Origin of the sequence: Aeromonas sp. QDB18 (assembly GCF_027705325.1) — a bacterium.
Classification (GTDB): Bacteria; Pseudomonadota; Gammaproteobacteria; order Enterobacterales; family Aeromonadaceae; genus Aeromonas; species Aeromonas caviae.
Genome location: NZ_JAPDBQ010000030.1, coordinates 1 through 22,085 on the forward strand (window position 1 = coordinate 1; position 22,085 = coordinate 22,085).

The 22,085-nt window shown below is 64.1% G+C and carries 18 protein-coding genes and 1 riboswitch; of the genes, 7 read left to right on the forward strand and 11 right to left on the reverse strand.

Annotated elements, in window-relative coordinates; genetic code table 11:
* Window positions 1–345: 345 nt before the first annotated feature.
* Genes OKC30_RS07020 through OKC30_RS07040 form a run of 5 tightly spaced genes read right to left on the reverse strand, consistent with a single transcriptional unit; the run spans window position 346 to window position 7,759 of the window.
* On the reverse strand, window positions 346–3,153 hold the full coding sequence (locus OKC30_RS07020; RefSeq protein WP_270662764.1) for an FAD-binding and (Fe-S)-binding domain-containing protein: 2,808 nt from the start codon (window positions 3,151–3,153) through the stop codon (window positions 346–348).
* Window positions 3,153–3,797: a LutC/YkgG family protein gene (locus tag OKC30_RS07025; RefSeq protein ID WP_160837657.1), complete on the reverse strand. Its 645-nt coding sequence runs from the start codon at window positions 3,795–3,797 to the stop codon at window positions 3,153–3,155. The genes OKC30_RS07020 and OKC30_RS07025 overlap by 1 nt, the downstream gene beginning before the upstream one ends.
* Before the next feature lies 1 nt (window position 3,798).
* A complete protein-coding gene (locus OKC30_RS07030; RefSeq protein ID WP_270809580.1) occupies window positions 3,799–5,235 on the reverse strand; it encodes a LutB/LldF family L-lactate oxidation iron-sulfur protein in 1,437 nt (478 codons plus the stop codon).
* Window positions 5,228–6,049 (reverse strand): (Fe-S)-binding protein, encoded by an 822-nt coding sequence (locus OKC30_RS07035; RefSeq protein ID WP_010674372.1) that lies wholly within the window; start codon window positions 6,047–6,049, stop codon window positions 5,228–5,230. Before OKC30_RS07035 ends, OKC30_RS07030 begins: the two co-directional genes overlap by 8 nt.
* Before the next feature lie 12 nt (window positions 6,050–6,061).
* Window positions 6,062–7,759, reverse strand: a complete 1,698-nt coding sequence (locus OKC30_RS07040) for an L-lactate permease (protein WP_160837675.1) — start codon at window positions 7,757–7,759, stop codon at window positions 6,062–6,064.
* Window positions 7,760–7,820: 61 nt separating this feature from the next.
* On the opposite strand from OKC30_RS07040, the gene OKC30_RS07045 reads away from it, so the two are divergent.
* Window positions 7,821–8,798 carry a LysR family transcriptional regulator gene (locus tag OKC30_RS07045; RefSeq protein WP_270662762.1) on the forward strand — a complete coding sequence of 326 codons (978 nt, stop codon included), beginning with the start codon at window positions 7,821–7,823 and terminating at the stop codon, window positions 8,796–8,798.
* A gap of 15 nt (window positions 8,799–8,813) precedes the next feature.
* On the opposite strand, the gene OKC30_RS07050 is transcribed toward OKC30_RS07045, so the two are convergent.
* Window positions 8,814–9,608: an alpha/beta fold hydrolase gene (locus OKC30_RS07050; protein WP_160837663.1), complete on the reverse strand. Its 795-nt coding sequence runs from the start codon at window positions 9,606–9,608 to the stop codon at window positions 8,814–8,816.
* A gap of 106 nt (window positions 9,609–9,714) precedes the next feature.
* Here OKC30_RS07050 and OKC30_RS07055 point away from each other — a divergent pair, with 106 nt between their 5' ends.
* The 3 genes from OKC30_RS07055 to OKC30_RS07065 are packed head-to-tail and all read left to right on the forward strand — an operon-like array spanning window position 9,715 to window position 10,965.
* Window positions 9,715–10,086, forward strand: coding sequence for an MmcQ/YjbR family DNA-binding protein (locus OKC30_RS07055; protein ID WP_270809581.1), 372 nt, complete (start codon window positions 9,715–9,717; stop codon window positions 10,084–10,086).
* Between the two features lie 3 nt (window positions 10,087–10,089).
* Entirely contained in the window at window positions 10,090–10,569 is a 480-nt protein-coding gene (locus tag OKC30_RS07060; protein WP_160837665.1) for a GNAT family N-acetyltransferase, read from the forward strand.
* A 60-nt stretch (window positions 10,570–10,629) separates the two neighbouring features.
* Window positions 10,630–10,965: a DUF3802 family protein gene (locus OKC30_RS07065; protein WP_041215402.1), complete on the forward strand. Its 336-nt coding sequence runs from the start codon at window positions 10,630–10,632 to the stop codon at window positions 10,963–10,965.
* 303 nt (window positions 10,966–11,268) lie between these two features.
* Here the strand turns inward: OKC30_RS07065 and msrA are convergent, their stop codons facing one another.
* Window positions 11,269–11,901, reverse strand: a complete 633-nt coding sequence (gene msrA, locus OKC30_RS07070; protein ID WP_010674365.1) for a peptide-methionine (S)-S-oxide reductase MsrA — start codon at window positions 11,899–11,901, stop codon at window positions 11,269–11,271.
* 252 nt (window positions 11,902–12,153) lie between these two features.
* Between msrA and argA the strand changes: the two genes are divergently transcribed.
* Together argA and lysC are read left to right on the forward strand one after the other, a co-directional pair.
* Window positions 12,154–13,482 (forward strand): amino-acid N-acetyltransferase, encoded by a 1,329-nt coding sequence (argA, locus tag OKC30_RS07075; protein ID WP_041215931.1) that lies wholly within the window; start codon window positions 12,154–12,156, stop codon window positions 13,480–13,482.
* Window positions 13,483–13,591: 109 nt separating this feature from the next.
* Window positions 13,592–13,816: riboswitch (Lysine riboswitch) on the forward strand.
* Between the two features lie 87 nt (window positions 13,817–13,903).
* Entirely contained in the window at window positions 13,904–15,256 is a 1,353-nt protein-coding gene (lysC, locus tag OKC30_RS07080; protein WP_128297322.1) for a lysine-sensitive aspartokinase 3, read from the forward strand.
* A gap of 116 nt (window positions 15,257–15,372) precedes the next feature.
* On the opposite strand, the gene OKC30_RS07085 is transcribed toward lysC, so the two are convergent.
* On the reverse strand, window positions 15,373–16,467 hold the full coding sequence (locus OKC30_RS07085) for a hypothetical protein (RefSeq protein ID WP_010674362.1): 1,095 nt from the start codon (window positions 16,465–16,467) through the stop codon (window positions 15,373–15,375).
* A gap of 251 nt (window positions 16,468–16,718) precedes the next feature.
* Here OKC30_RS07085 and OKC30_RS07090 point away from each other — a divergent pair, with 251 nt between their 5' ends.
* Window positions 16,719–18,989, forward strand: a complete 2,271-nt coding sequence (locus OKC30_RS07090; protein WP_160837667.1) for an LTA synthase family protein — start codon at window positions 16,719–16,721, stop codon at window positions 18,987–18,989.
* A 479-nt stretch (window positions 18,990–19,468) separates the two neighbouring features.
* On the opposite strand, the gene OKC30_RS07095 is transcribed toward OKC30_RS07090, so the two are convergent.
* The 3 genes from OKC30_RS07095 to ycfP all read right to left on the reverse strand — a co-directional run bounded on the left by OKC30_RS07095 (window position 19,469) and on the right by ycfP (window position 22,069).
* Window positions 19,469–19,786 carry a heavy metal-binding domain-containing protein gene (locus OKC30_RS07095; RefSeq protein ID WP_010674360.1) on the reverse strand — a complete coding sequence of 106 codons (318 nt, stop codon included), beginning with the start codon at window positions 19,784–19,786 and terminating at the stop codon, window positions 19,469–19,471.
* 376 nt (window positions 19,787–20,162) lie between these two features.
* Window positions 20,163–21,455 carry an NAD(P)/FAD-dependent oxidoreductase gene (locus tag OKC30_RS07100; RefSeq protein ID WP_160837669.1) on the reverse strand — a complete coding sequence of 431 codons (1,293 nt, stop codon included), beginning with the start codon at window positions 21,453–21,455 and terminating at the stop codon, window positions 20,163–20,165.
* 74 nt (window positions 21,456–21,529) lie between these two features.
* Window positions 21,530–22,069, reverse strand: coding sequence for an alpha/beta hydrolase YcfP (gene ycfP, locus OKC30_RS07105; protein WP_103261859.1), 540 nt, complete (start codon window positions 22,067–22,069; stop codon window positions 21,530–21,532).
* Window positions 22,070–22,085: the final 16 nt, after the last annotated feature.

Genomic DNA, 22,085 nt, shown 5'->3' on the forward strand with positions numbered 1-22,085 from the left:
AATGAAAATTTTAGTCATTTAATATCAATGGGTTACCAGTAAATGCTCTTGTGCCATATGACTTATTCGCACCTTCCCTAGACGAAAGGTCGCCGTGTTGATAAACATGACGACTTCTCACGTGTTGAGAAAACATGGCTGGAGTGTTTTTTCTGCATTTGATGCATTAAGTAATTTCCCTGAATTCCAAGCAAAAATAAGATAACTGTAACCGTGGTCTCAAGCCAAGAGAAACACCCACTTACTTTGCTGTGTAAATTGTAATCGATGCGTGTACACTCCACTTACTGTATGTACATATCCATCCAATACCCCCTGGCAGCATATATTCTGCCGGGGGGTTATTTATTTCGCCGCCTGATCCACCAGATAGAGGATGCTGTGATAGGGAATGCCGGCGTGCTGGCTGAGCCCCATTTCGCAGGTGCGGCTGTTGCTGAAACCCTGGCGGCAATCGCTGGGGACCTGGGCGGGCAGGCTGGCGAGGGCGGCGGCGTTGAGCTCCGGGGTCATCAGCCCCTTGTCACCGGCAAAGCCGCAGCACTGGATATGCTCAGGCACGATCACCTCGCGGGCGCAGGCGCGGGCCAGCGCCAGCATCTTATCGCCGAGCCCCATGCGCCGGCTGCTACAGGTGATATGGAGCATCACTGTCTCATCGATGGGGGTCAGCTCAAGGTGGGGCAGCAGGTGTTCCAGCACAAAGGCGGAGGGCTCAAACACCCGAAGGCCCTTGCCGATCTCCCCCGAGAGCAGCCGCTGTACGCAGGGGCTGGTGTCAAGTAACACGGGCCAACGCCCCTGCTCGCTTGCCTGCCACAAGGCCTCGGCCAGCTCATTACGCTTGGCCTCAGCGACCTCTGCCATCCCCTTGCTGTCATAGGGCATGCCGCAGCAGAGCCCCTCAACTCTCGCCGGCACTATCACCCGGCAACCCGCTTTATTGAGCAGGGAGTACACAACGTCCGGCAGTGACGGGGCTTCCTCCTGCTGGCCGAATACCCGGCTCGCGCAGGAAGGCAGATAAACCACGGTGCGATCCCCTCCAATGTCCTCGCTGGATCCGCTATGGCTCCCCTCCCCTTGCGGCCACTGGTAGCGGCTCAGCCCCGGCAGGGTCGGCAGCCAGGCGGGTGTGCGCTGGCCGCTCAGATGGCGAACCCCGTTCACCAGACCTGCCAGCGCTTTCTCCCCCAATACCTTGCCGGCAATGGCTTTGAGGCCGAGGGCCCCGCGGGCGGTGCGAGTGACACCGGCGAAGTGATCGGCGCTCCAGCGGGCGATGGGCACGAAGCGACTGTACTTTTCGTGGCGCAATTTCTTGATCAGGCTGCCGGTATTGATGCCCACCGGGCAGCGATCGGCGCAGAGCCCGGTCGCGGCGCAGGTATCGATGCCCTGATAGTCAAACAGCCGGGCCAGCTGGTTGGAGGGCTCATCGGCACGATTGCGGCGGGCCAGTTCGCGGTAGAGTACGATGCGCTGGCGTGGTGAGAGCGACAGAGTGCGCGAGGGGCAGACCGCTTCGCAAAAGCCGCATTCGATGCAGGGATCGACGATGGCATCGCTCGCCGGCATGGGCTTGAGGTGGGCCAGGTGGGCCTTGGGGTCGTCGTTGATGATGACACCGGGATTGAGTAGGCCATCGGGGTCAAGCAGCGCCTTGATGCGGCGCATCAGCGCCATCCCCTCCGGCCCCCATTCCAGCTCCACATAGGGGGCCATGTTGCGGCCGGTGCCGTGCTCGGCCTTGAGGGACCCGCCAAAGCGTACCGCGACGAGTTCGGCCACCGCATCCATAAAGGCACCGTAGCGGGCCACCTGGGCCGGATCATCAAAGCCTTGGGTAAAGACGAAGTGCAGGTTCCCCTCCAGCGCGTGGCCGAAGATGATGGCTTCACCGTATTCGAAGCGATCGAACAGTTGCTGCAGCCCCGCTACCCCTTCGGCCAGACGCTCGATGGGAAAGGCGACATCCTCGATGATGACTGTGGTGCCCGTGGTGCGCACCGCCCCCACCGCCGGGAAGAGCCCCTTGCGAATGGCCCAGAGCCCGGCGCTGTCGCTGGTAAATGGCACAGAGGCGACCTGGGCGAACTCGGCGGCCATGGCCGTCACCTGCTCGCAGCGATCCACCAGCTCCTCTTTCGATTCCCCATGCACCTCCACAAGCAGGGCGCAGGCAGCCAGGTCCAGGGTCTTGATAAAGTCCGGCAGGCCGGGCTTGCCCGCGACCGAGCGAAGGGAGCGCCCATCCATCAGCTCCACCGCCGCCACCGGCGCACTTTTCAGGCGCGAGGTGGCCAGACAGGCCTGCTCGGCGTCCCGAAACACCAGCAGGGCCGAGGCCTTGTAGGGGTATTCCGGCACGGTATCGAGCACCACCTCGGCGATAAAGCCGAGGGTCCCCTCCGAGCCAATCATCAGGTGGGTGAGGATATCGACGGGGTCCTCATGGTCGAGCAGGGCATTGATGGCGTAGCCGGTGGTGTTCTTGAGCCGGTACTTGTGGCGGATCTTGGCGGCAAGCTCGGCGTTCGCCAGCACCTCGGCGCGCAGGGCGGCGAGCCCCGTGAGCAGCTCTGGGCGCCTGGCCGCAAAGGCGGCGCGGCTGTGGGGATCGCTGCTGTCCAGCACGGTGCCATCGGCCAGCAGCAGGGTCATGGCGTGCAAGGTGTGATAGCTGTTGTGGGCGGTGCCGCAGCACATGCCGCTCGCGTTGTTGGCGGCGATGCCGCCGAGCTTGCAGGCGTTGATGGAGGCGGGATCCGGCCCAATCTTGCGCCCCAGGGGCGCCAGATAGCGGTTGGCATCGGCGCCGATCACCCCGGGTTGCAGGGCGATGCGGGCCCCCTCGTCCAGAATGCGATGGCCGCGCCAGCTGTCGGTCAGGGTGATGAGTACCGAATCGCTCAGGGCCTGGCCCGAGAGGCTGGTGCCGGCGGCGCGAAAGGTGCACGGCAGGTTCAATTCGCGGCACACTCCGAGCACGAAGCGCACCTCCTCGAGGGAGTCGAGGCGCACGATGCGCTCGGGCACCAGCCGGTAGAAGCTCGCGTCCGTGCCGTGGGCCAGCCGAAGATCCGGGTCGCTCACCAGCCGCTCCGGTGGAATACGCGCGAGCACGGCAGCGTCAAATTCATTCCAGCCCATCAGCAATCCTCCACCAGCACCACCAAGAGGCGACTCGGGCCGTGGGCGCCGTAGGCCAGGGTCTGCTGGATGTCGGCGGTCTTGGAGGGGCCGGAAACCAGCAGCAGGTTGGTGGGCATGGCCTGCTGCCAGCGCCCGGCCGCCACCAGCCCCGCCAGGTTGTCGGCGATGGTGGAGGCCGCCAGCAGGGCGATATGGCAGGGGGGGACCAGGGATAAGGTGCGCGGCTCGCCACCATCGGGCAGCAACACGAGCGTGCCGGTATCGGCGATGGCCCCCGCGCAGTGGGTGATGCCCGCCTGACAGGCGTCGAACAGATCGTCCTTCCAGCCGGCGAACTCCCCCGCCGGGGTCAGCACAGAGCGCCCAGCGCAGGCGGCCGCGACCGCCGCCTGCCAGCGGCCGCCCTGGCCACAGGCCAGATGCGTCACGCCTTCTTCTTCCAGCCAGGCGCTCAGATCCCGGGCAAGATTTGCCTCCTTGACGGTGAGGATCTCGGCGTGGCTGGCGGTGATCATGCCAAGAAAGCGCTCGCGCCGCGCCTGTTCATCCTCCCCGCGCCAGGGCTGCCAGGCGTGTGGTGCGTGGGCAATGGGGGTGGCTGCACCGCGCAGGCGGCTTAATATGGCCTCTTTGCTCGACATCTCAGGACTCCTTCTTCTTCTGGCGCAGCAGGGCGTGCAGGCTCTGGGGGGCGGGTTGGGGGGCTTCGCGGCACTGGGTCCAGGGGCCCAGGTGTTTGGGCATCAAGCCCCGCAGGCGACCGGCCACCCCGGTTGCGGCGTGGTAGAGGCGCGGGTGGGTGGCGGCAAAGGCAAAGCCCTGCATGGCGAGGGTCTCGAGCCGGCTTTTGGCCGCCCCCTGCCCCGCCAGCGGTTCGTGACCGGGCTGTGCGTCGTGCTTGGCCTCCCGGCGCAGGCGCTGCAACATATCGGGAATGGGGATGCGCACCGGGCACACCTCGCCGCAGGCACCGCACAGGCTCGAGGCCGTCACCAGATCGCTCGTGCTTTCCAGCCCCAGCAGGTGGGGGGAGATGATTTTGCCGATGGGGCCCGGGTAGATGGTGCCGTAGGCGTGGCCACCGATGCGGGTGTAGACCGGGCAGTGGTTCATGCAGGCGCCGCAGCGGATGCACTGCAATGTCTTGCGCAGCTCCTCATCCCGGTAAGCCTGGCTGCGGCCGTTGTCGAGCAATACCAGGTGTACCTCGTCCGGGCCGTCCAGCTCCCCTGCCCGGCGCGGGCCGCTGATGACGTTGAAGTAGGTGGTGATGGCCTGACCGGTGGCCGAGCGGGTCAGGGCGCTGTAGAGGGGCGGCACGTCGGATAAGCACTCCACCACCTTCTCGATGCCGGTGATGGCCACGTGCACTTTCGGCACCGTGGTGCACATACGCCCGTTGCCCTCGTTCTCGACGAGACACAGGCTGCCGGTCTCGGCCACCGCGAAGTTGACGCCGGAGAGCCCCATGCCGGCGCGGCGAAACTCTTCGCGCAGGGCCCGCCGCCCGGTCTGGATCAGGGCGTCCACGTCCGTGGTGGGGGTGAAGCCTTCCAGGTTGCTTGCGAAGGTGTCGCTCACCTCCTGCTTGTTCTTGTGGATGGCGGGCATGATGATGTGGGACGGGGTGTCGCCGTCGAGCTGGACGATAAACTCCCCCATGTCGCTCTCAAGGCAGCGGATGCCGTGGCGCGCCATCTCGTGGTTGAAGCCTACCTCCTCGCTCACCATGGACTTGCCCTTGACGATGCTGCTCACCCCGTTTTTTCGGGCGATACCGAGGATGATGGCGTTGGCCTCGGCCGGCGTCTGGGCCCAGTGCACCCGGATGCCGTTGCGCTCGCAGTTGGCTTCGAGCTGCTCCAGCAGGTCCGGCAGACGCGAGAGGCAGCGCTGGCGGATCTGCTCCGCCGCATCGCGCACCGCCGCTTCTTCCTGCGGGTCGGCGAAGGCATCCCGGCGCTTGGCGCGCAGGTAATCCATGGCGCCGCGAAAATTCTGGCGCAGCACCGGGTCGGCCAGGGCCGCCTCGGCCTGAGGATGGAAGCGGCGCGGCGAATACTTGGCGTGATCAGACATGGGGCTGGGCCTCTTTGGTATGAGCCAAATCGCTAACAGCGGCGCCGTTATGAGCTATTTCGTCACTGTCGGGGCGGCTGTGGGCGAGCAGGAAGCTCGCCAGGTGGGTGGCAGGCAAGATCCTGCCCTGATAGGCCAGGGATCCCTTGATGTTCAAGAGGCACCCCCAGTCGGCGCTCACCAGGGTGTCGGCGCCGGTGGCCAGCAGGTGGCGGGTCTTGTCCTCCACCATGGCCTGGCTGATGTGGGGGTGGCGCACCGAGAAGGTGCCGCCAAAGCCGCAGCACTCGCTCTCGTAGGCCTGTTCATGCAAGGTGACGCCATCGAGCTGCCCCAGCAGGCTGCGGGCCGTGGTGTGTACCTGCATCTCGCGCCGGGCCGAGCAGGAGGTGTGCATGACGATGCTCGCCTCCCCCACCCCGTGCCAGCGCACCCGGCAGATCCGGGCCAGAAACTCGGTGAGCTCGAACACCCGATCGCAAAAATCGGCCACCTCGGGGCTCTCGGGGAAGAGGCGGCGGTAGTGGTGGTGCATCATGCCGCCGCAGGAGCCCGACAGCACCACCACCGGCCAGGGCTCGGGGAAGAGCGCCATCTGGCTTTGCGCCACCTTGCGCGCCTCCTCCTCATGACCCGAGGTGTAGGCCGGCTGCCCGCAGCAGGTCTGTTTCTCGACAAAGTGCACCCTTATCCCTTCCCGCTCGATCAGGGCGATGGCATCGAGCCCCGCCACCGGGTCGAACAGGTCCACCAGACAGGTGGCGTAGAGATAGACATCGGCCGGCTTGGCCGGGTAGACCCGCATTACCTTCATCACTTGCTCTCCTTACTTGAGCTGCAGCAGTGCGTCCGAGATGTGGAAGCTGTACATGAGCGCCAGCCCGATAAGGCCGGTGACCAGCAGGTAGTAGAGGGTCGGCAGCGCCGTCTTGCGCAGCGTCGCCCCCTCACGACCGAGCAGCCCCACGGTGGCCGACGCCGCCACCACGTTGTGAATGGCGATCATGTTGCCCGCGGCGGCGCCGACTGCCTGCAGGGCCAGCATGGCGGCGGTGGAGACCCCCAGGGTCTGGGCCACTTCAAACTGGAACTGGCTGAACATCATGTTCGATACCGTGTTGGAGCCGGCGATGAAGGCCCCCAGCGCGCCGATGGTGGCGCTGAGCGCAGGGAAGAACTCCCCCACCAGCCCGGCGGCAAAGTTGGCGGTGGTCACCGGCATGCTGGCGAGATCCACCCCGTTGACGCCGGAGTTGATGAAGATGCGCACCATGGGCACGGTGAAAATCAGCACGAAGCCGGCGCCGATCAGGGTGCGGCTGGACTCCCCCAGCGCCCGACCGAAGGGGGCGAGGGAGCGCGATTGCAGCCAGGTGGCGAGCAGGGCGCAGAGCACCAGCAGGCCCCCCGGCAGGTAGAGTGGCTCAATGGAGGCGCTGACCCCCTTCTCCCCCAAAAGGTCCGTGAAGGCGAGGCTCACCGACAGGAGGCTGGCCTTGAATGCCGGGCTCACCCGGCTCGCCACCAGCAGGAGCGCCAGCGCCACATAGGGGAGCCAGGCCAGCATGAGCGACATGGGGCGACCGGCGGCCTCTTTGAGATCGAGCTTGAGGGAGCCCAGCCACTCGGCGGGCCACTCGTTCTCGGGGGCGAAATCCCAGGAGTTCTTGGGCACCAGAAAACCGGCTCGCGCCGCCGTCACCACCAGGGCCAGCCCCACCAGACCGCCGATGAGGGACGGGAACTCGGGGCCGAGCAGCATGCCGGTGAGGGCATAGGGGACGGTGAAGGCGAGCCCGGCGAAAATCGCGAAGGGCAGGATGGAGAGCCCCTCGGTCCAGCTGCGGTTGCGGCCGAAGAAGCGGGTCAGCATCATCACCATCAGCACCGGCATCAGGGTGCCGACGGTGGCGTGAATGAGGGCCACGTTGGTGGTCACCTGCTGCAGGTAGATGTCCCAGCTGCTGCCACCGGCGCTCAGGGTCTGGCCGATGGCCTGGTTATCCAGCCCCTTGTTGATACCCACCAGGATGGGGGTGCCCACCGCGCCGAACGACACCGGGGTGGACTGGATCATCATGCCGAGCAGCACGGCGGCGAGCGCCGGAAAGCCGATGGCCACCAGCAGCGGCGCGGCGATGGCGGCCGGAGTGCCAAAGCCCGAGGCCCCTTCGATAAAGGCGCCGAAGCACCAGGCGATGATGATGGCCTGGATGCGCCTGTCCGGCGAGATGTTGGTAAAACCGCCGCGAATGGCGGTGATGGCACCGGTGTGTTTGAGGGTATTGAGCATCAGGATGGCGCCGAACACGATCCAGAGCACGGTCACCGTGATCACCAGCCCCTGCAGGGTGGAGGCGAAGACCCGGGTCGGGCTCATCTGCCAGCCCCAGAGGGCGATGAACACGGTCAACAGGAAGGCGACGGGCATGGCGCGCTTGGCGGGCCAGTTGAGGCCGACCAGCAGCACGGCGGCCACCAGGATCGGCGAGAAGGCCACCAGGGCCAGCAGGGTGTCTGTCATCATTGCGTCCTTGTCCAGAGGGGTGCAGAGGCGCACCTTGTTGTTGTTTTGTTAAGCGGACGTGACCTTACCCTGTTCCTTTTTCGCGATATATGGAAATAATGAACAACATTCGTTCCAAAAGTTGATCAATATGGCCAGTACCGACGACCTCATCCTCTTCGCCCAGGTGGTGGAGGCCGGCTCCTTCAGCAAGGTAGCTGAACAAAATTTCCTTACAAATTCAGTGGTTAGCAAGCGGATCGGGCGTCTTGAGGAGGAGCTCGGGGTGCAGCTCCTCTATCGCACCACCCGCCGGCTCACCCTGAGCGAGGCGGGCAAGGCGCTCTATCAAGGTGCCAAAAATGTGAAGGCCGCCGCACTGGACGCCTTCGACGCGGTGGCGGGATTTGGTGAAAAGGTGAGCGGTCATGTGCGGATGTCGGTGCCCACCATCTCCGGCGAACTGCTGCTGGCCGATGCGGTGGCCGATTTTTGCCAGCAGCACCCGGGGCTCACGGTGGAGATGTCGCTGGACAACCGCTTCGTCAACCTGGTGGAAGAGGGGTTCGATCTGGTCATTCGCACCGGCTATCTGGATGACTCGAGCCTGATTGCCCGCCACATTCTCGACTCCCAGTGGGTCATCTGCGCCGCCCCCGCCTATGTGCGCCGCTTCGGGGCACCGCGGGAGCCGTCGGATTTGCTCACCCACAACTGCCTGCGCTACGCCTACCAGAGCACGGGGGCCTCGGAGTGGGCCTTCAAGGGGGAAGAGGGCAACTATCTGGTGTCGGTGTCGGGGAGCTTTTCAACCGACAACGCCGGCGCCCTGCGCAAGGCGGCGCTGGGGGGACGCGGCATCGTCTATGTGCCGCGCTGTCTGGTCTATCACGACCTGATTCAGGGGGATCTGGTGGACTTGTTTCCCGACCGGGTGGGGAAGAAGCTCGGCATCTACGCCGTCTACCCCTTCACCCGCCAGCCGCCGCGCAAGATAAGGCTGCTCATCGAGCACATCCGCCAGCGCTATCTGGAGATTGGCCACTACTTCATCTGAGGCCCTTGTCGGGCTTCAAAGAGCGGATGACGCCGCCTGACGGGAGAGAAACGCCAAGGACTGGCGGTTGAAGTGATCCGGCCGCTCCACGTTGCAGACGTGGCCGCACTTTTCGATGATTTCGAGGCAACTGTAAGGGTCGCGGGCCACCTGCTCGCGCACCGGGGCGAGGAACATGTGATCCTCCTCCCCCATCACGTAGAGGGTGGGAATGGGCAGGGCCCGCTCGCGAAAGTAGCGCATCAGGGGGTTCACCTCGGTGGCGAGACGGAACCAGCGCTTGAACTCCTTCTGGCAGAGCTTGCGAGCCTCGCGCACGAAGAGGTTGCGGGACTCCTGATGGTGCTGGCGCGGCATGATGATGAAGGCGAACAGGCGGTAGAGCCACATGTAGGGCAGGAAGTGCTGGCCGAGGCGACCAAGCTGCACCAGCACCCGGGAGCGGATGTCGAGACGCAGGATGGCACCGCCGAGCACCATGCTCTTGACCCGCTCGGGGCGAAGCTCCGCCAGGTGGCGGATGAGGATGGTGCCAAGGGAGATGCCGACAAAATGGGCGTGGGGGATGCGCAGGTGATCCAGCAGGCGCAGGATATCCTCGGTCACGGCCCGAAAGCTGTAGTGCCCCTTTACCACCTGCTGCAGCTGGTTGGACTGGCCGTGACCACGAAGGTCCAGCAGCAGCACGTTGAAGTGCTCCCGGTAGGCCCGCAACTGCTTGAACCAGATGGAGGAGCTGCCGCCCGCACCGTGCACGAACACCACCCAATCCCGATCGGGACCCAGTTCAAAGGTCTTGTGGTACAACATCTCATGGGCTCCCGGGGTGATGGGGGGTATACTCGGCGCGCATATTAACAGAAGGCTCACCCCGGTGAACATGCTTCCACCATGATCGGACCAGCCTGGAGTCCCCATGACCCTCATTCAATTGCGTGAATTTTTGCTCAGCCAGCCCGGCGCCACCGAGGACACCCCCTTCGGCCCGGAGATCCTGGTCTACCGCATCGCCGGCAAGATGTTTGCCCTGGTGGACTGGCAGGCGGAGCCCCTCTCCATCAACCTGAAGTGCGAACCCGAGCTCGCCCTGCTGCTGCGGGAGATCCACCCCGAGGTGAAACCGGGCTGGCACATGAACAAGCAGCACTGGAACACGGTGACCCTGAGTGAAGGCCTGTCTGACGATCTCTGGCAGGGCTGGATAGTCCACTCCTATGAGCGGGTGGTGGCGGGTCTGCCCAGGGCGAAGCGGCCCCAGGCCCCCCGCGCGACCATCAGGGAGGGTTGATCCATGCCGTCTCCTTCTTCTCCTCGCATCGTCCCCCTCGAGGAGGCGCACATACCAAGGCTGCTGGATCTGTTCGAGCAGTCGGTACGCCGCCTGGGGCCTGCACACTACAGCCCGGAGCATGTGGAGCAGTGGGCCAGGGGCGCCCATCACCCGGGGCTTGCCAGCCAGTTACGCGAGCACCATGGTTGGGTCATCGAGCAAGACGATGTGCCCCTTGGCTTTGCCACCCTGAGCGATGACGGTCATCTCAGCCTGCTCTACGTGAGCGCGGATCATCCACGCCAGGGGCTCGGCACCCTGCTGCTGGAGCGGGTGCTGGCAGCCGCCAGCCAGATGGGGCTTGGCAGCCTCACCACGGAGGCGAGCGCCTTCAGCCTCGCCCTCTTCCTGCGTCACGGCTTCCTGCTGACCGGATTGGAGACAGTGGAGCGCGGCGGTGTCCAATTTATCCGCCATCGGCTCCACTGCCGCTTGCCATGACGGGTTCAGCCACTAAAATACGCACCATTTCCCCAAGGCAATGAAGAAAGGGCAGCCATCATGGTGGTAGAGAGCGACGGTTACATTGCGCTGATCGAGTATCTGGTAGAGAGTCTGGGTCTGTTCGAGAGCCAGCAACAAGGCGGCGGTGCCCAGACCATCGAGGATCTGGTGAGCAGCCGGGTGGCCGACAACCTGATGGCCATCTGCGAGCAGAACCCCCAGCTCGACCCCAAGGTGCGCTTCCTGATCATGCAGGAAGCCGATGCCGTGGTCGCCGACCTGGAAGAGGTGCTCTCCGCCGTCTGGTTGTCCGCCCCCAGCGAAGCCCAGCAAGCCTTCCTCATCGAGTTCATCGACCTCATCAAGAACCTGTTCGACAGCACCATCGGCTGATCCCATCCCTGCCGTGACGGCAAGGGGACGAGATGCAATGAGGCGAGGAGTGAGGCGGGACGCCCAATGAAAAGGGCCGCCTCATCGGGCAGCCCTGCTTGCTAGCATTGTCAATTCATCGCGCTTGTCAGAGTAATGAATTTCGGGGCAAAAAAATGTGTCTGGTCTTGGCAACCATCCGTGGTCGCTACCCTGTTGGTCAGCCAGGGTTCAGTTTAGTTCCCCACCTGACGCATTTTTTTCAATTATTTTTCATCACAATGACACGGGGGCCTGATGGCCCCCGTGGTATGCAATGACGCCTCAGCGATTCAGGCTGGGAGGCAGGCAGACGCCGATGCCCCCCAGGCCGCAATACCCCTCGGGATTCTTCTCCAGATATTGCTGGTGATAATCCTCGGCATAGTAGAAGGGGGCCAGCGGCAGGATGCGGGTGGTGATGGTGCGCCCGTCACCGCTCGCCGTCATGGCCTGCTGGTAGGCGGCCAGGCTCTGCTGGGCAATCGCCTCCTGGGTGTCGTCCCCGACGAAGATGACGGAGCGATACTGGGTGCCGATGTCGCCACCCTGGCGCATCCCCTGGGCCGGATCATGGTGTTCCCAGAACAGCTTGACGAGATCCCCATAGCTGATGACCTTGGGATCGAACACCACCTGCACCGTCTCGGCGTGGCCGGTCAGGCCGCTGCACACCTCCTTGTAGGTGGGATTGGGGGTCAGCCCCCCCTGATACCCGGCGGCGGTGGAATAGACCCCGGGCTGCTGCCAGAACAGACGCTCCACACCCCAGAAACAGCCCATGCCGAACCAGGCAAGCTCCATCCCCTCGGGCCAGGGCCCCTGGGTCGGGTGGCCGTTTACTGCGTGCACCTGGCCAATCTCCAGCGCTTCCCGCCGTCCCGGCAGCGCCTCTGCCGGTGAAATAATCTGCTCCATATGCCCTGTCCTTGTATAAAACCCCGCGCAATGCGGCTGACGAAAAGGAACACCGAAGATATCAGGTTATTAGCCCGGATCAACCAGGGAGCGGCCCCCGGGGCGACCCTCCCGCCCTCGCCTGCGTCTTCCCCTCCCCGCCCGCACTGGTCAAAATGGCGACAAAAAAACACCAAGTCGATATTTAGTCTTGATTTGTGAATTTATTTTCATATATTGGGCGAATTGCTGCTTTTTTATGGAATGAAACACGTGCGTGAACGCGAACCCAGCCTGGTCCATGCCTTTCGGCAATCCACCCCTTATGTCAATGTGCACCGGGGTGCCACCTTCGTCCTGATGATCGGCGGGGAAGCCATTTGTCACCCCAATTTCGCCAACATCGTCAGCGACATCGCCCTGCTGCAGACCTTGGGGATCCGCCTGGTGCTGGTGTTTGGTTCGCGCCCGCAAAATGACGAGGCCCTGGCCCGCGCCGGCATTCAGGCCCAGTATCACAAGCGGATCCGGGTCACCGACGATGCCAGTTTCGCCATCATCAAGCAGGTGTGCGGCGGTCTGCAATACGACATCACCGCCCAGCTCTCCATGGGCCTCGCCAACACCCCCATGCAGGGGGCCCGCATCAGCGTGGTGAGCGGCAACTTCGTCACCGCCCAGCCGCTGGGTGTGGATGACGGCATCGACTTCTGCCACAGCGGCCGGGTGCGTCGCATCGATGTGGAGGGGATCACCCGCCAGCTGGATCAGCACGGCCTGGTGCTCATCTCCCCCATCGGCTGCTCGGTCACCGGCGAGAGCTTCAACTTGAGCTCGGAAGAGGTAGCCCGCCGGGTGGCGGTGGATCTCAAAGCCGACAAGCTCATCTGCTTCAGCAGCACCCAGGGGGTAATGGACAGGCACGGGGAGGCCATCTCCGAGCTCTTCCCCGAGCAGGCCGAAGAGCTGCTGGTGGCGCTGGAGCAGGCGGGGGAAGAGATGTCAGGCACCGCCCGCTACCTGCGCGCGGCCATCGCTTCCTGCCGGGGTGGCGTGCCCCGCTCCCACCTGGTGAGCTATCAGGACGACGGCGCCATGCTGCAGGAGCTGTTCAGCCGCGAGGGGCTGGGTACCCAGATCGTGCGCGAAAGCGCCGAGCGGGCCCGGGCCGCCACCATTGAGGACATCGGCGGCATCCTGGATCTCATCCGTCCGCTGGAGGAGGAAGGGATCCTGGTGCGCCGCTCCCGGGAGCAGCTGGAGATGGAGATAGACAAGTTCACCATCATCGAGCGGGACGGCCTCATCATCGGCTGCGCCGCGCTCTATTGCTTCATGGAAGAAGCCATGGCCGAGATGGCCTGCGTCGCCATCCACCCGGAGTATCGCAACTCCAACCGGGGAGACACCCTGATCGCCAAGGTGGCCGAGCGGGCCAAGCGGCTCGGCATCCGTCGCCTGTTCGTGCTCACCACCCGCTCCATCCACTGGTTCCGGGAGCGGGGCTTCGACCCCCTGGAAGTCGAAGATCTGCCGGTGGAGCGCCAGCGCTTCTACAACTGGCAGCGTCGCTCCAAGGTTTTGTCCAAGACCATTTCGTAACTGATTGATCTTGTGCCTGGTTACCGTCAATTTTGTTCTTTTTTACGAACTCGATTGACAGTGCAATCCAGACCAAGGTATTTGTACATGCACGCCACCTGTCACAGGTGGCACCAGAAGAGGAGCGCTGCCCAGGCAGCCCAGGGGAGGACACCAGTGTCCGGTGAACTTGGGTCAGGGGGAGCAGCGCCGAGACGAGGCGAGTGACTGGACACCGCCACGTCGGCTGCGGGGGCTGAATCCCCCGGGTTGTCATCGGTAGTGGTCATCCCACACCGCGCCCCACTTGGGGCGGGTACGGGATGGGCTCTGCAGGTGGAGTGCTTCTGGCCGGGATCCTCGCGTTTTCCTGCCATTTTTTGCCTCCTCCTCTCTATTTGCCCGATGAAACCGGATTTTCACCTTGAGACAGGAGTATGCAATGAACCCGATCAATGTCGCCAAGTTTGGCGGAACCAGCGTCGCCAATGCCGCGGCCATGAACCACTGCGCCGACGTGGTGCTGGCCAATCCGGCGACCCGGGTGGTGGTGCTGAGCGCCAGCGCCGGCGTCACCAACCTGCTGGTGAGCCTGGCTCAGGGTGAACTGGACGAAGCCGGACAGGATGCCCAGCTTGCCAGTCTTGCCGACATCCAGCTGGCCATTCTGGCCGCCCTTGGCAACCCGAGCGACGTGAGCGCCCTCATCCATGCCCAGCTCGGCGACATTCGCACCATGGCCCGTCAGGCCAGTCAGCACACCGACGCCGAACTCGCCGATCGCCTCATCGCCTGCGGCGAGCTGATGTCCACCCGTCTCTTCACCGAACTCCTGCACCAGCGCGGGGTCAAGGCCCAGTGGCAGGATGCGCGCCAACTGCTGCGCACCGACAGCCGCTTTGGCAAGGCCACCGTGGATCTCGCGGCGACCCGCGCCCTCTGCCAGCAGGCGGTGGGCCCGTTGCTGGGTGACAGCCTGGTCATCACCCAGGGCTTCATCGGTGCCGACGGCGATGGTCGCACCACCACCCTCGGCCGTGGCGGCTCCGACTACAGCGCGGCCCTCCTGGCCGAGGCACTGGACGCAGGCAGCATCGAGATCTGGACCGACGTGCCCGGCATCTACACCACGGATCCCCGCCTGGTTACCCGCGCCCGCCCCATCCCCGAAATCAGCTTCGTGGAGGCGGCGGAGATGGCCACCTTCGGCGCCAAGGTGCTGCACCCGGCCACCCTGCAACCCGCGCTGCGCCAGGACATCCCGGTGTTTGTGGGCTCCGCCAAGGATCCCGCCGCCGGTGGCACCTGGATCCGCGCCACCACCCGCAGCAACCCGCTGTTCCGGGCCGTGGCCCTGCGCCGCCAGCAGGTGCTGGTGACCCTGCACAGCCTCAACATGTTCCACGCCTACGGCTTCCTGGCCGAGGTGTTCGGCATCCTGGCCCGTCACCGCATCTCGGTGGATCTCATCACCACCTCCGAGGTGAGCGTCTCCCTGACCCTGGATCACACCGGCAGCCAGAGCAACGGCGAACCCATCCTGAACGACAAGGTGCTGGCGGAGCTCGGCCAGCTGTGCAAGGTCGAAGTGGAGACCGGTTTCGCCCTGGTGGCGCTCATCGGCAACCGCATGAGCGAGGCGGCCGGGGTGGGCAGCCAGGTGTTCGACGCCATCCGCGAGCACAACATCCGGATGATCTGCTACGGCGCCAGCGCCCACAACCTCTGCTTCCTGGTCAAAGAGGACGAGGCGGGCCACATCGTCAACTGCCTGCACCGGGAACTGCTCGACTGAGTCGCCCCGGCGCTGGCACACAGCGCGCCTCCTCCGCCCCATCACACCCGGGGCGGCCTTCCCCACTCAGCAAAGAGGGGCGCCGCGGCGCCCCTCTTGTCACTCTTCTTCCACCATCAGCTGGTGACCAGGGTAGCCCGGGTGGGCAGCAGATTGGCCCGGATCTGCTCGCGCAACCCTCCCAGCCGTTGCAGCAACCCGGCCTGACCGAGCCCCGCTTCGTCAGGGGCCAGATTGTCCACCAGGGCCGGGAAGTGCTCCCGTACCGCCTGCTCCAGCCAGTCGAGGCGGCGCAGGGTGAGCGGGCCGCAGCTCTTGCCGCTGAGGTCGTCCAGGATGTCGAGCCGATGGCTGCGGTACATGTCGCGCCACCAGTTGGCCGCCAGCGCCTCGTCGCTTGCCAGCGCCGCACTCCACTCCCCCACCAGTCCCTGCATCCGCGCCAGCACGGGGGCGCTCGCCCCCTCCCGCGACAGGTATTGCAGCTCTCCCCTGGCCCAGGCGAGGCAGAGCTCGCGCCAGCGGCGAAACAGCGGCAAGGGATCCGCCTCGTCCAGCCAGAGCCCGGAGAGGGTGCGGGTTTCCAGCCGCTCAGGCACATGGAAGTCGGGATCGGTGAGGCCGTTGGAATTGAACTCGTGCAGGGGATCGAAGGGCCACATGTAGCCAAAATCGAACACCGAGATATGCTGGCCGTCATCCAGCAGGTTGCCCGGGCTCGGATCCCAGTCAAACCAGCCCCAGCGGGCCAGCTCCGCCTCCACCGCCAGCATCTGCGCCAGGTTGCGCTCGCAGAGCGTGCGCACCGGCTCCCCCCGCAGCCAGGGGGAGACCAGCACCCCGGCCCGGGCGGAGCCGAAACTGGTGCAGACCACGTTGGAGAGGATGGTGGGGTGCAGCTCCCGCAGGCTCTCTATCTCCCGGCGGCGCTCCAGCTCGGTGAGAAAGGCGGTCTTGCCGTCCACATTGGCCACCAGAGAGTCCTGGCGGCAGCGTTTCAGGCACCAGTGGTGCCCCTCCACCTTGAGATGGAACACCTCGGCGGTGAGCCCGTGACCGTAGACCTTGACGACGTCCGGGTGATCCTCGGTCAGCCGGACGAGCTGGGGCAGCGGCAGGGGGCAGTCCCGCTCCCGCCCGATCCGGATCTCTTCTTTGCTCTCCAGCATCTGGAGCAATCTGGCCTGACGCGCCGCAACTTTGGGATTCATACATGTACCTCCAATCGTTACTGAGAGACTAAACAGCGCCCCCCTCCCAGACCAGCAGCAAAGGCTCATGATGACGCTTTCATCACAGAATGAGTGCCCCTGGCGGATCGGGATCACAAATTGCTTCACAGTGCTCATCACGGAATATTCATCTTGTTGTCATTAAATTGACATCAAGGAACAAGCCACGCACCATCGGGTCAAAATAGAGGCAGTCGTCGCTGCCATGACCGCTCCAAGGATGAGCCCTTATGAATGCCCCCGTCACCGGCCACCGCCCCGCCTCCCAGCCCCTGGCCGGGCTGTTGCTGGGTCTGCTGACCGCCCTGCTGCTGCTGACCCTCGCCCTGCCGCTGCTCAACCCCGTCAGCTGGCTCGGGCGTACCGCCCCCCTCATTCTGGGCCCGGCGGATCAGCCCATCGCTACCCTCAATCGCTACAGCCTGCTCTACAAAAGTGACAACCGGGGCTTCTATCTGGTGGTGCGCAGCCAGTGGCAACTGCTCAAACCCCTGCAGGAGGGGGACAAGGTGCGGGTGGAGCTGCTCAACGACAAAGGGGTGCGCATCGATCAGCTGAGCCAGGCGGTGGACAAGCGCCAGAAGTGCCGCAAGGAGCGCTGCACCCTGAGCCTCAACAGCGCCCTGCGCGCCCCCGACGACGCCCTGGACAGCCGCTACCAGCTGCGCATCGGGCTGCTGCTGGCAGACAGGCCGGAGAGCGCCGAATACAGCCAGATCCTCCAGACCCTGCCGGAGCGCGGTTTCAACCTCCTCTACCTGATGACCAGCCTGCTGCTGGTGCTGCTGGTGAGCGCCGCCGTGCTCAAGGCCCTGCTGCCGCGGCTGCGCCGAAGCTACCGCGCCCGGGTGGCAGGCAGCCTGCTGCTTGGCAACCTCACCTTCGTGCTGCTGCACGGCTTCGTGGTGTTCAAGCTGGGGGAATTCCTGTTCTGGTCGGGCTTTCGGCCAGAGCACTACTACCTCGCCTGGGGCAGCATGGTGCTGGGCTGGAGCCTCTGTGCCCTCGCAGGCTTCAGCCTCTATATGGGGCTGCTCTTCACCGCCCTCTCGGGCATCGGGCTGCTCGCCAACTTCATGAAGATCGCCATCTACGGGGTGCCGCTGGGGGGGGACGATCTGGGCAACCTGCTGGCCCTGCTGCACATCCTGCTCGATCAGCACCCTGTGGTGCCGGTGCTCGTCGTGCTGGGGCTCCTCTTTCTGGTGTGGCGCTTCGCCCTCTCCCGCTGGATCCTGCGGGGCTTGCTGCGCACCGCCGCCGCCACCGCCGCCTTCTTCGCCCTCTGCGTGTTCGCCACCCAGACCGGCAACAAGCTGCTCGGGGCCAACATCCGCTACGTGGACAGGGCGGTGAACTACCACAGGGACATCATCCGCGCCGGCCCCGGCCTCTACCTGTTCAACCTGGTGGACGAGATGCTGCAAAGCGGCAACGTGTTTCGCTACCCCTTGCAGATCAACGAGCGCACCCCGGAGCTGAGCCTGCCCGCCCAGCCCAGGGCTCCCCGCTTCGATCTGGTGATCGTGCTGCAATACGAGTCGCTCTGGCTTGACTGGCAGGGCCGTCTCTGCGCCCCCGCCCCCACCTTGAGCCTGCCCGCCAGCGTGGCCCAATGGCGCAAGACCATCCACTCCCCCACCACGGGCGGCATGACGGTGCTGGCGGAGTTCGAGATGAACACCGGCCTGCCGGTGGGCCTGCTCAAACAGGGGGTGGTGCCCTACTACTACCTCTCGGACAAGGTGCCCGGCCTTGCGCGCAGTGCAGCCCAAAGCGGCTACCAGACCCTGTTCGCCCACCCCTATGTGGAGAAGTTCTGGGGCCGCGCCAAGGCGATCCCGGCCCTCGGCTATGAGGAGCGCTGGTTCGATACCCGCTTCAGCGCCCTCGAGCACAAGGGGCTCTACATCTCCGACGATGCCCTCATCGATCACCTGCTCAAACGCAGCAACCAGGACCATCAGCCCCTGTTCGCATACGCGGTCACCATGCAGGGGCACGGCCCCTTCGACGGGGATCGCTACCGGGCCCAGCAGCGCAGCGGCGCCTGCCCGGATCAGAGCCCGGCGGATACCCAGTTGCTCAACACCTACTACACCGGGGTGGTGGATGCCATGGCCTCCCTGGAGCGGCTGCTAAAGACCCTGGACAACTCCGGCAAGCGCTACCTGGTGGTGGCCTTCGGGGACCACCAGCCCTTCCTGATGTCGGCGGGCAAGGGTATCCACGGCGCCAAACCGCCACGGGATGCCAGCTACCAGATCCCCATGATGGCCTTCACCCGGGCCGGGGACGGGCTGGATCTCGCCCGCCAGTTCGACCCGGTGCGCCAGCTCTACCAGATGGGGCAGGCCACAAGGCAACTGCTGGCGGGGGACCTCACCCCCATCCGTGACCAACCTCTGCTCCACCCGGTGCTCGGGGAGGAGAAAGGCTTCGACCCCTCCCCCCTGGTGCCGCAGATCCGCGCCAGCTTCCGGCCCGATGCATTGCCCTGATCGATTGAGACACGAGGGACACAGATCCTTGCAACACCTTCCGGCCCGATGCCCTGCCCTGATCCGCAGCGAAGTTGCAGACGACAAAGAGGTCGCCCGGGCGACCTCTTTTTATGGGCGGGATGCGAGTACAGTGCCGCCTGCACCTCGCCATGTTCGTCCCGACCTGGGCTCTACGACCCCTGACAGGTCATTTTTTGTTTAGATATATCAAACGATAACTCATTATCGAATAGTAAAATTGAACAACTTTGCCGACCTTCAGGCCCTGTGCCCCCCCATGTTCCCGCACCTTCTCCGGGCCGGGCCGCTTTTTCTCTCATTCCCGACCAGCCCAGAACCATCGGGGCATTCGATACGTTCAGGCCTTGAGCCCCACTCACTTGCACCCACCTTTGCGCGCCACACCCGACAAAAAGCCGACCTCGGGGTCGGCTTGTGACGGGGCGTTTGGCCATGCAGGGCCGGGCACTGGCGGGCTAGATCACCACGGCGGTGCCGCTGATGCTGACCATCAGCATGCTGCCGTTCTGGCCCACCACCTCGTAGTCGATGTCGATGCCCACCACGGCGTTGGCCCCCAGCGCCTGGGCACGCTCCTTGAGCTCCTCGAAGGCGATCTCCCGGGCCCGGGCCAGCTCTTTTTCGTAGGCGCCGGAGCGACCGCCGATGATATCGCGGATGCCGGCGAACAGATCCTTGAAGATGTTGGCGCCGAGGATGGCTTCGCCCACGACGATGCCGCGGTACTCGCGAATGGTCTTGCCTTCCAGAGTGGGGGTGGTTGAGAGGATCATGAGGTCTCCTGTGAGTTGGGCTGAGTGCGCGAAGCACCGTTGCCGTCATGGTAGCAAGGCGCTGGCCAAAGCATAAGCCCGGCGTGGCCAGGGGCTTCAAGCACAGCGCCCGCCAGGTTCATCAAGGTGCCATCTATACGGCCTGTGTCGTGCAACTTACCCCCTCAAAGCGACCTTGGGCACCGGTGCTGGGGAGAGGGCTTCCGGGCCACGATGAAAGCGGGGCCTTGATGATGCAGACACGACGGCAGCTGCACCGGCCCTCTACTTCTTCGCCCTCAACTACGGCAGACGTTTCTAGCGTCACCCTGCGTCGGCCATAAAAGGAGAGGCAAGCCTCTCCTTTTTGATGTTCGCAGCGGCAGCCGCCATGCACTCAGTGCAGCTTCATGCTCGGGCGCAGCACCCGGTTGATGCGGCCCACCAGCATGATGAGGCCGGTCTTGATGTAGCCGTGCAGGGCGACCTGGTGCATCCGATACAGGCTGATGTAGACGATGCGCGCGATGTAGCCTTCTACCATCATGGAGCCGCGCATCAGGTTGCCCATCAGGCTGCCCACGGTGGAGAAGCGGCTCAAGGAGACCAGGGAGCCGTGATCGTGGTAACGGTAGGGCTTCATCTCGCCGCCGTTCATCTTGGCCAGGATGTTCTTGAACGCCTGGGTCGCCATCTGGTGGGCGGACTGGGCGCGGGGCGGCACGAACTTGCCGTCTGGCTGCGGGCAAGCGGCGCAGTCGCCGATGACGAAGATGTTCTCGTCCCGGGTAGTCTGCAGGGTCTCGTGGACCACCAGCTGGTTGATGCGGTTGGTTTCCAGGCCCGCGATCTCCTTCATGAAGTCCGGCGCCTTGATGCCCGCGGCCCACACCATGAGGTCTGCTTCAATCAGCTCCCCATCCTTGGTGTGCAGACCATCGCTGGTCGCCTCGGTGATCATGGTGGCGGTGCGCACATCCACGCCCAGTTTCACCAGCTCCTGATGGGCGGAGCCGCTGATGCGCTCCGGCAGGGCCGGCAGAATGCGGGGGCCCGCTTCCACCAGGGTCACCTTGAGGCTGTCGGTGGTGAGGTTCTTGAAGCCGTAGGTGTAGAGCTGCTCCACCGCGTTGTAGAGCTCGGCGGAGAGCTCGACGCCGGTGGCGCCACCGCCGACGATGGCGATCTTCACCTTGTCACCGGGCTGGTATTCGGTGGCGAACTGCAGGAAGCGGTTCATCATGCTGTTGTAGAAGCGGTGCGCCTGGGAGGGGCTGTCCAGGAAGATGCAGTGATCCTTGATGCCCTTGGTGTTGAAGTCGTTGGAGACCGAGCCGATGGCCATCACCAGAATGTCGTAAGCCACTTCCCGCTCGTTGACCACCAGGGCGCCGCTCTCGTCGTGGATGGGGGCCAGCACGATGCGTTTCTCGTCGCGCTTGATGTCGGTCAGGCTGCCGAGCTGGAATTCGAAGCCGTGGTTCTTGGCGTGGGACTGGTAGCTCAGGGCGTCGATGCCCGCATCCATGGAGCCGGTGGCCACTTCGTGCAGCAGGGGTTTCCACAGGTGGGTGCGATTGCGATCCACCAGGGTGATCCTGGCCTTGTTCTTCTTGCCCAGCTTGCGGCCCAGGCTGGTCGCAAGCTCGAGACCACCGGCGCCACCGCCTACAACGACAATATTCATCATGATGATTTTCCTTGGTTCCTCAAAACGAAAGGGAGCCATTGGCTCCCTAAAACGAAATCGGTTGACGTGATGGCTCAGGCTTCTTTGAAGGCCTTCATCCGCTGCAGATGGTGCGAGATGTTCTTGAACTTATGGGTCTCGCGCTCATCCCATACGATGTCGTAATAGTTCTTCAATTCACGTTCAGTGTCCCGATTATCGCGGATTTCATCCTGAACGGAAAGGATGCACAGGCAGTTTCCTGAATTTTTATTACGAAATTCGGTTACACACTTGGTGCCGATGTCCTCGTACTCTTCCGGCCTGTCGATCTTGCCCTGCATGTTCTCTTCCGGGTGCAAGTTAGGGTTGAAGACCACCTGCTTGATGCCGCACAGAAACCCGATCCGCTCGCTCCAGTAGCCACCCAGGCCCACGCCGCAGATGAGGGGGTTGGGATCGGTGCTCATGTCGAGCTGCTTCTTCACTTCCTTGAGCAGATGGCTCATGTCGTGGCGAGGGTGAACCGTGCTGTAGTGCACGAAACGCACATCATCATCGATAAACTGCAACTGCAGCACTTTTTCATGATTGCCGGGGCTGGTGGCATCAAAGCCATGCAGATAGATGATCATGGACAAGACCTCAAAA

Excerpts from the sequence above, each read along its gene's own strand:
- OKC30_RS07090 (WP_160837667.1), top strand. The coding sequence starts at position 16,719 with ATGAATGCCCCCGTCACCGGCCACCGCCCCGCCTCCCAGCCCCTGGCC.
- OKC30_RS07065 (WP_041215402.1), top strand. The coding sequence starts at position 10,630 with ATGGTGGTAGAGAGCGACGGTTACATTGCGCTGATCGAGTATCTGGTA.
- lysC (WP_128297322.1), top strand. The coding sequence starts at position 13,904 with ATGAACCCGATCAATGTCGCCAAGTTTGGCGGAACCAGCGTCGCCAAT.
- OKC30_RS07095 (WP_010674360.1), bottom strand. The coding sequence starts at position 19,786 with ATGATCCTCTCAACCACCCCCACTCTGGAAGGCAAGACCATTCGCGAG.
- ycfP (WP_103261859.1), bottom strand. The coding sequence starts at position 22,069 with ATGATCATCTATCTGCATGGCTTTGATGCCACCAGCCCCGGCAATCAT.
- OKC30_RS07035 (WP_010674372.1), bottom strand. The coding sequence starts at position 6,049 with ATGAAGGTAATGCGGGTCTACCCGGCCAAGCCGGCCGATGTCTATCTC.
- OKC30_RS07050 (WP_160837663.1), bottom strand. The coding sequence starts at position 9,608 with ATGTTGTACCACAAGACCTTTGAACTGGGTCCCGATCGGGATTGGGTG.
- msrA (WP_010674365.1), bottom strand. The coding sequence starts at position 11,901 with ATGGAGCAGATTATTTCACCGGCAGAGGCGCTGCCGGGACGGCGGGAA.
- OKC30_RS07025 (WP_160837657.1), bottom strand. The coding sequence starts at position 3,797 with ATGTCGAGCAAAGAGGCCATATTAAGCCGCCTGCGCGGTGCAGCCACC.
- OKC30_RS07055 (WP_270809581.1), top strand. The coding sequence starts at position 9,715 with ATGACCCTCATTCAATTGCGTGAATTTTTGCTCAGCCAGCCCGGCGCC.
- OKC30_RS07085 (WP_010674362.1), bottom strand. The coding sequence starts at position 16,467 with ATGAATCCCAAAGTTGCGGCGCGTCAGGCCAGATTGCTCCAGATGCTG.
- OKC30_RS07040 (WP_160837675.1), bottom strand. The coding sequence starts at position 7,759 with ATGACAGACACCCTGCTGGCCCTGGTGGCCTTCTCGCCGATCCTGGTG.
- OKC30_RS07020 (WP_270662764.1), bottom strand. The coding sequence starts at position 3,153 with ATGGGCTGGAATGAATTTGACGCTGCCGTGCTCGCGCGTATTCCACCG.
- OKC30_RS07030 (WP_270809580.1), bottom strand. The coding sequence starts at position 5,235 with ATGTCTGATCACGCCAAGTATTCGCCGCGCCGCTTCCATCCTCAGGCC.
- OKC30_RS07100 (WP_160837669.1), bottom strand. The coding sequence starts at position 21,455 with ATGATGAATATTGTCGTTGTAGGCGGTGGCGCCGGTGGTCTCGAGCTT.
- OKC30_RS07060 (WP_160837665.1), top strand. The coding sequence starts at position 10,090 with ATGCCGTCTCCTTCTTCTCCTCGCATCGTCCCCCTCGAGGAGGCGCAC.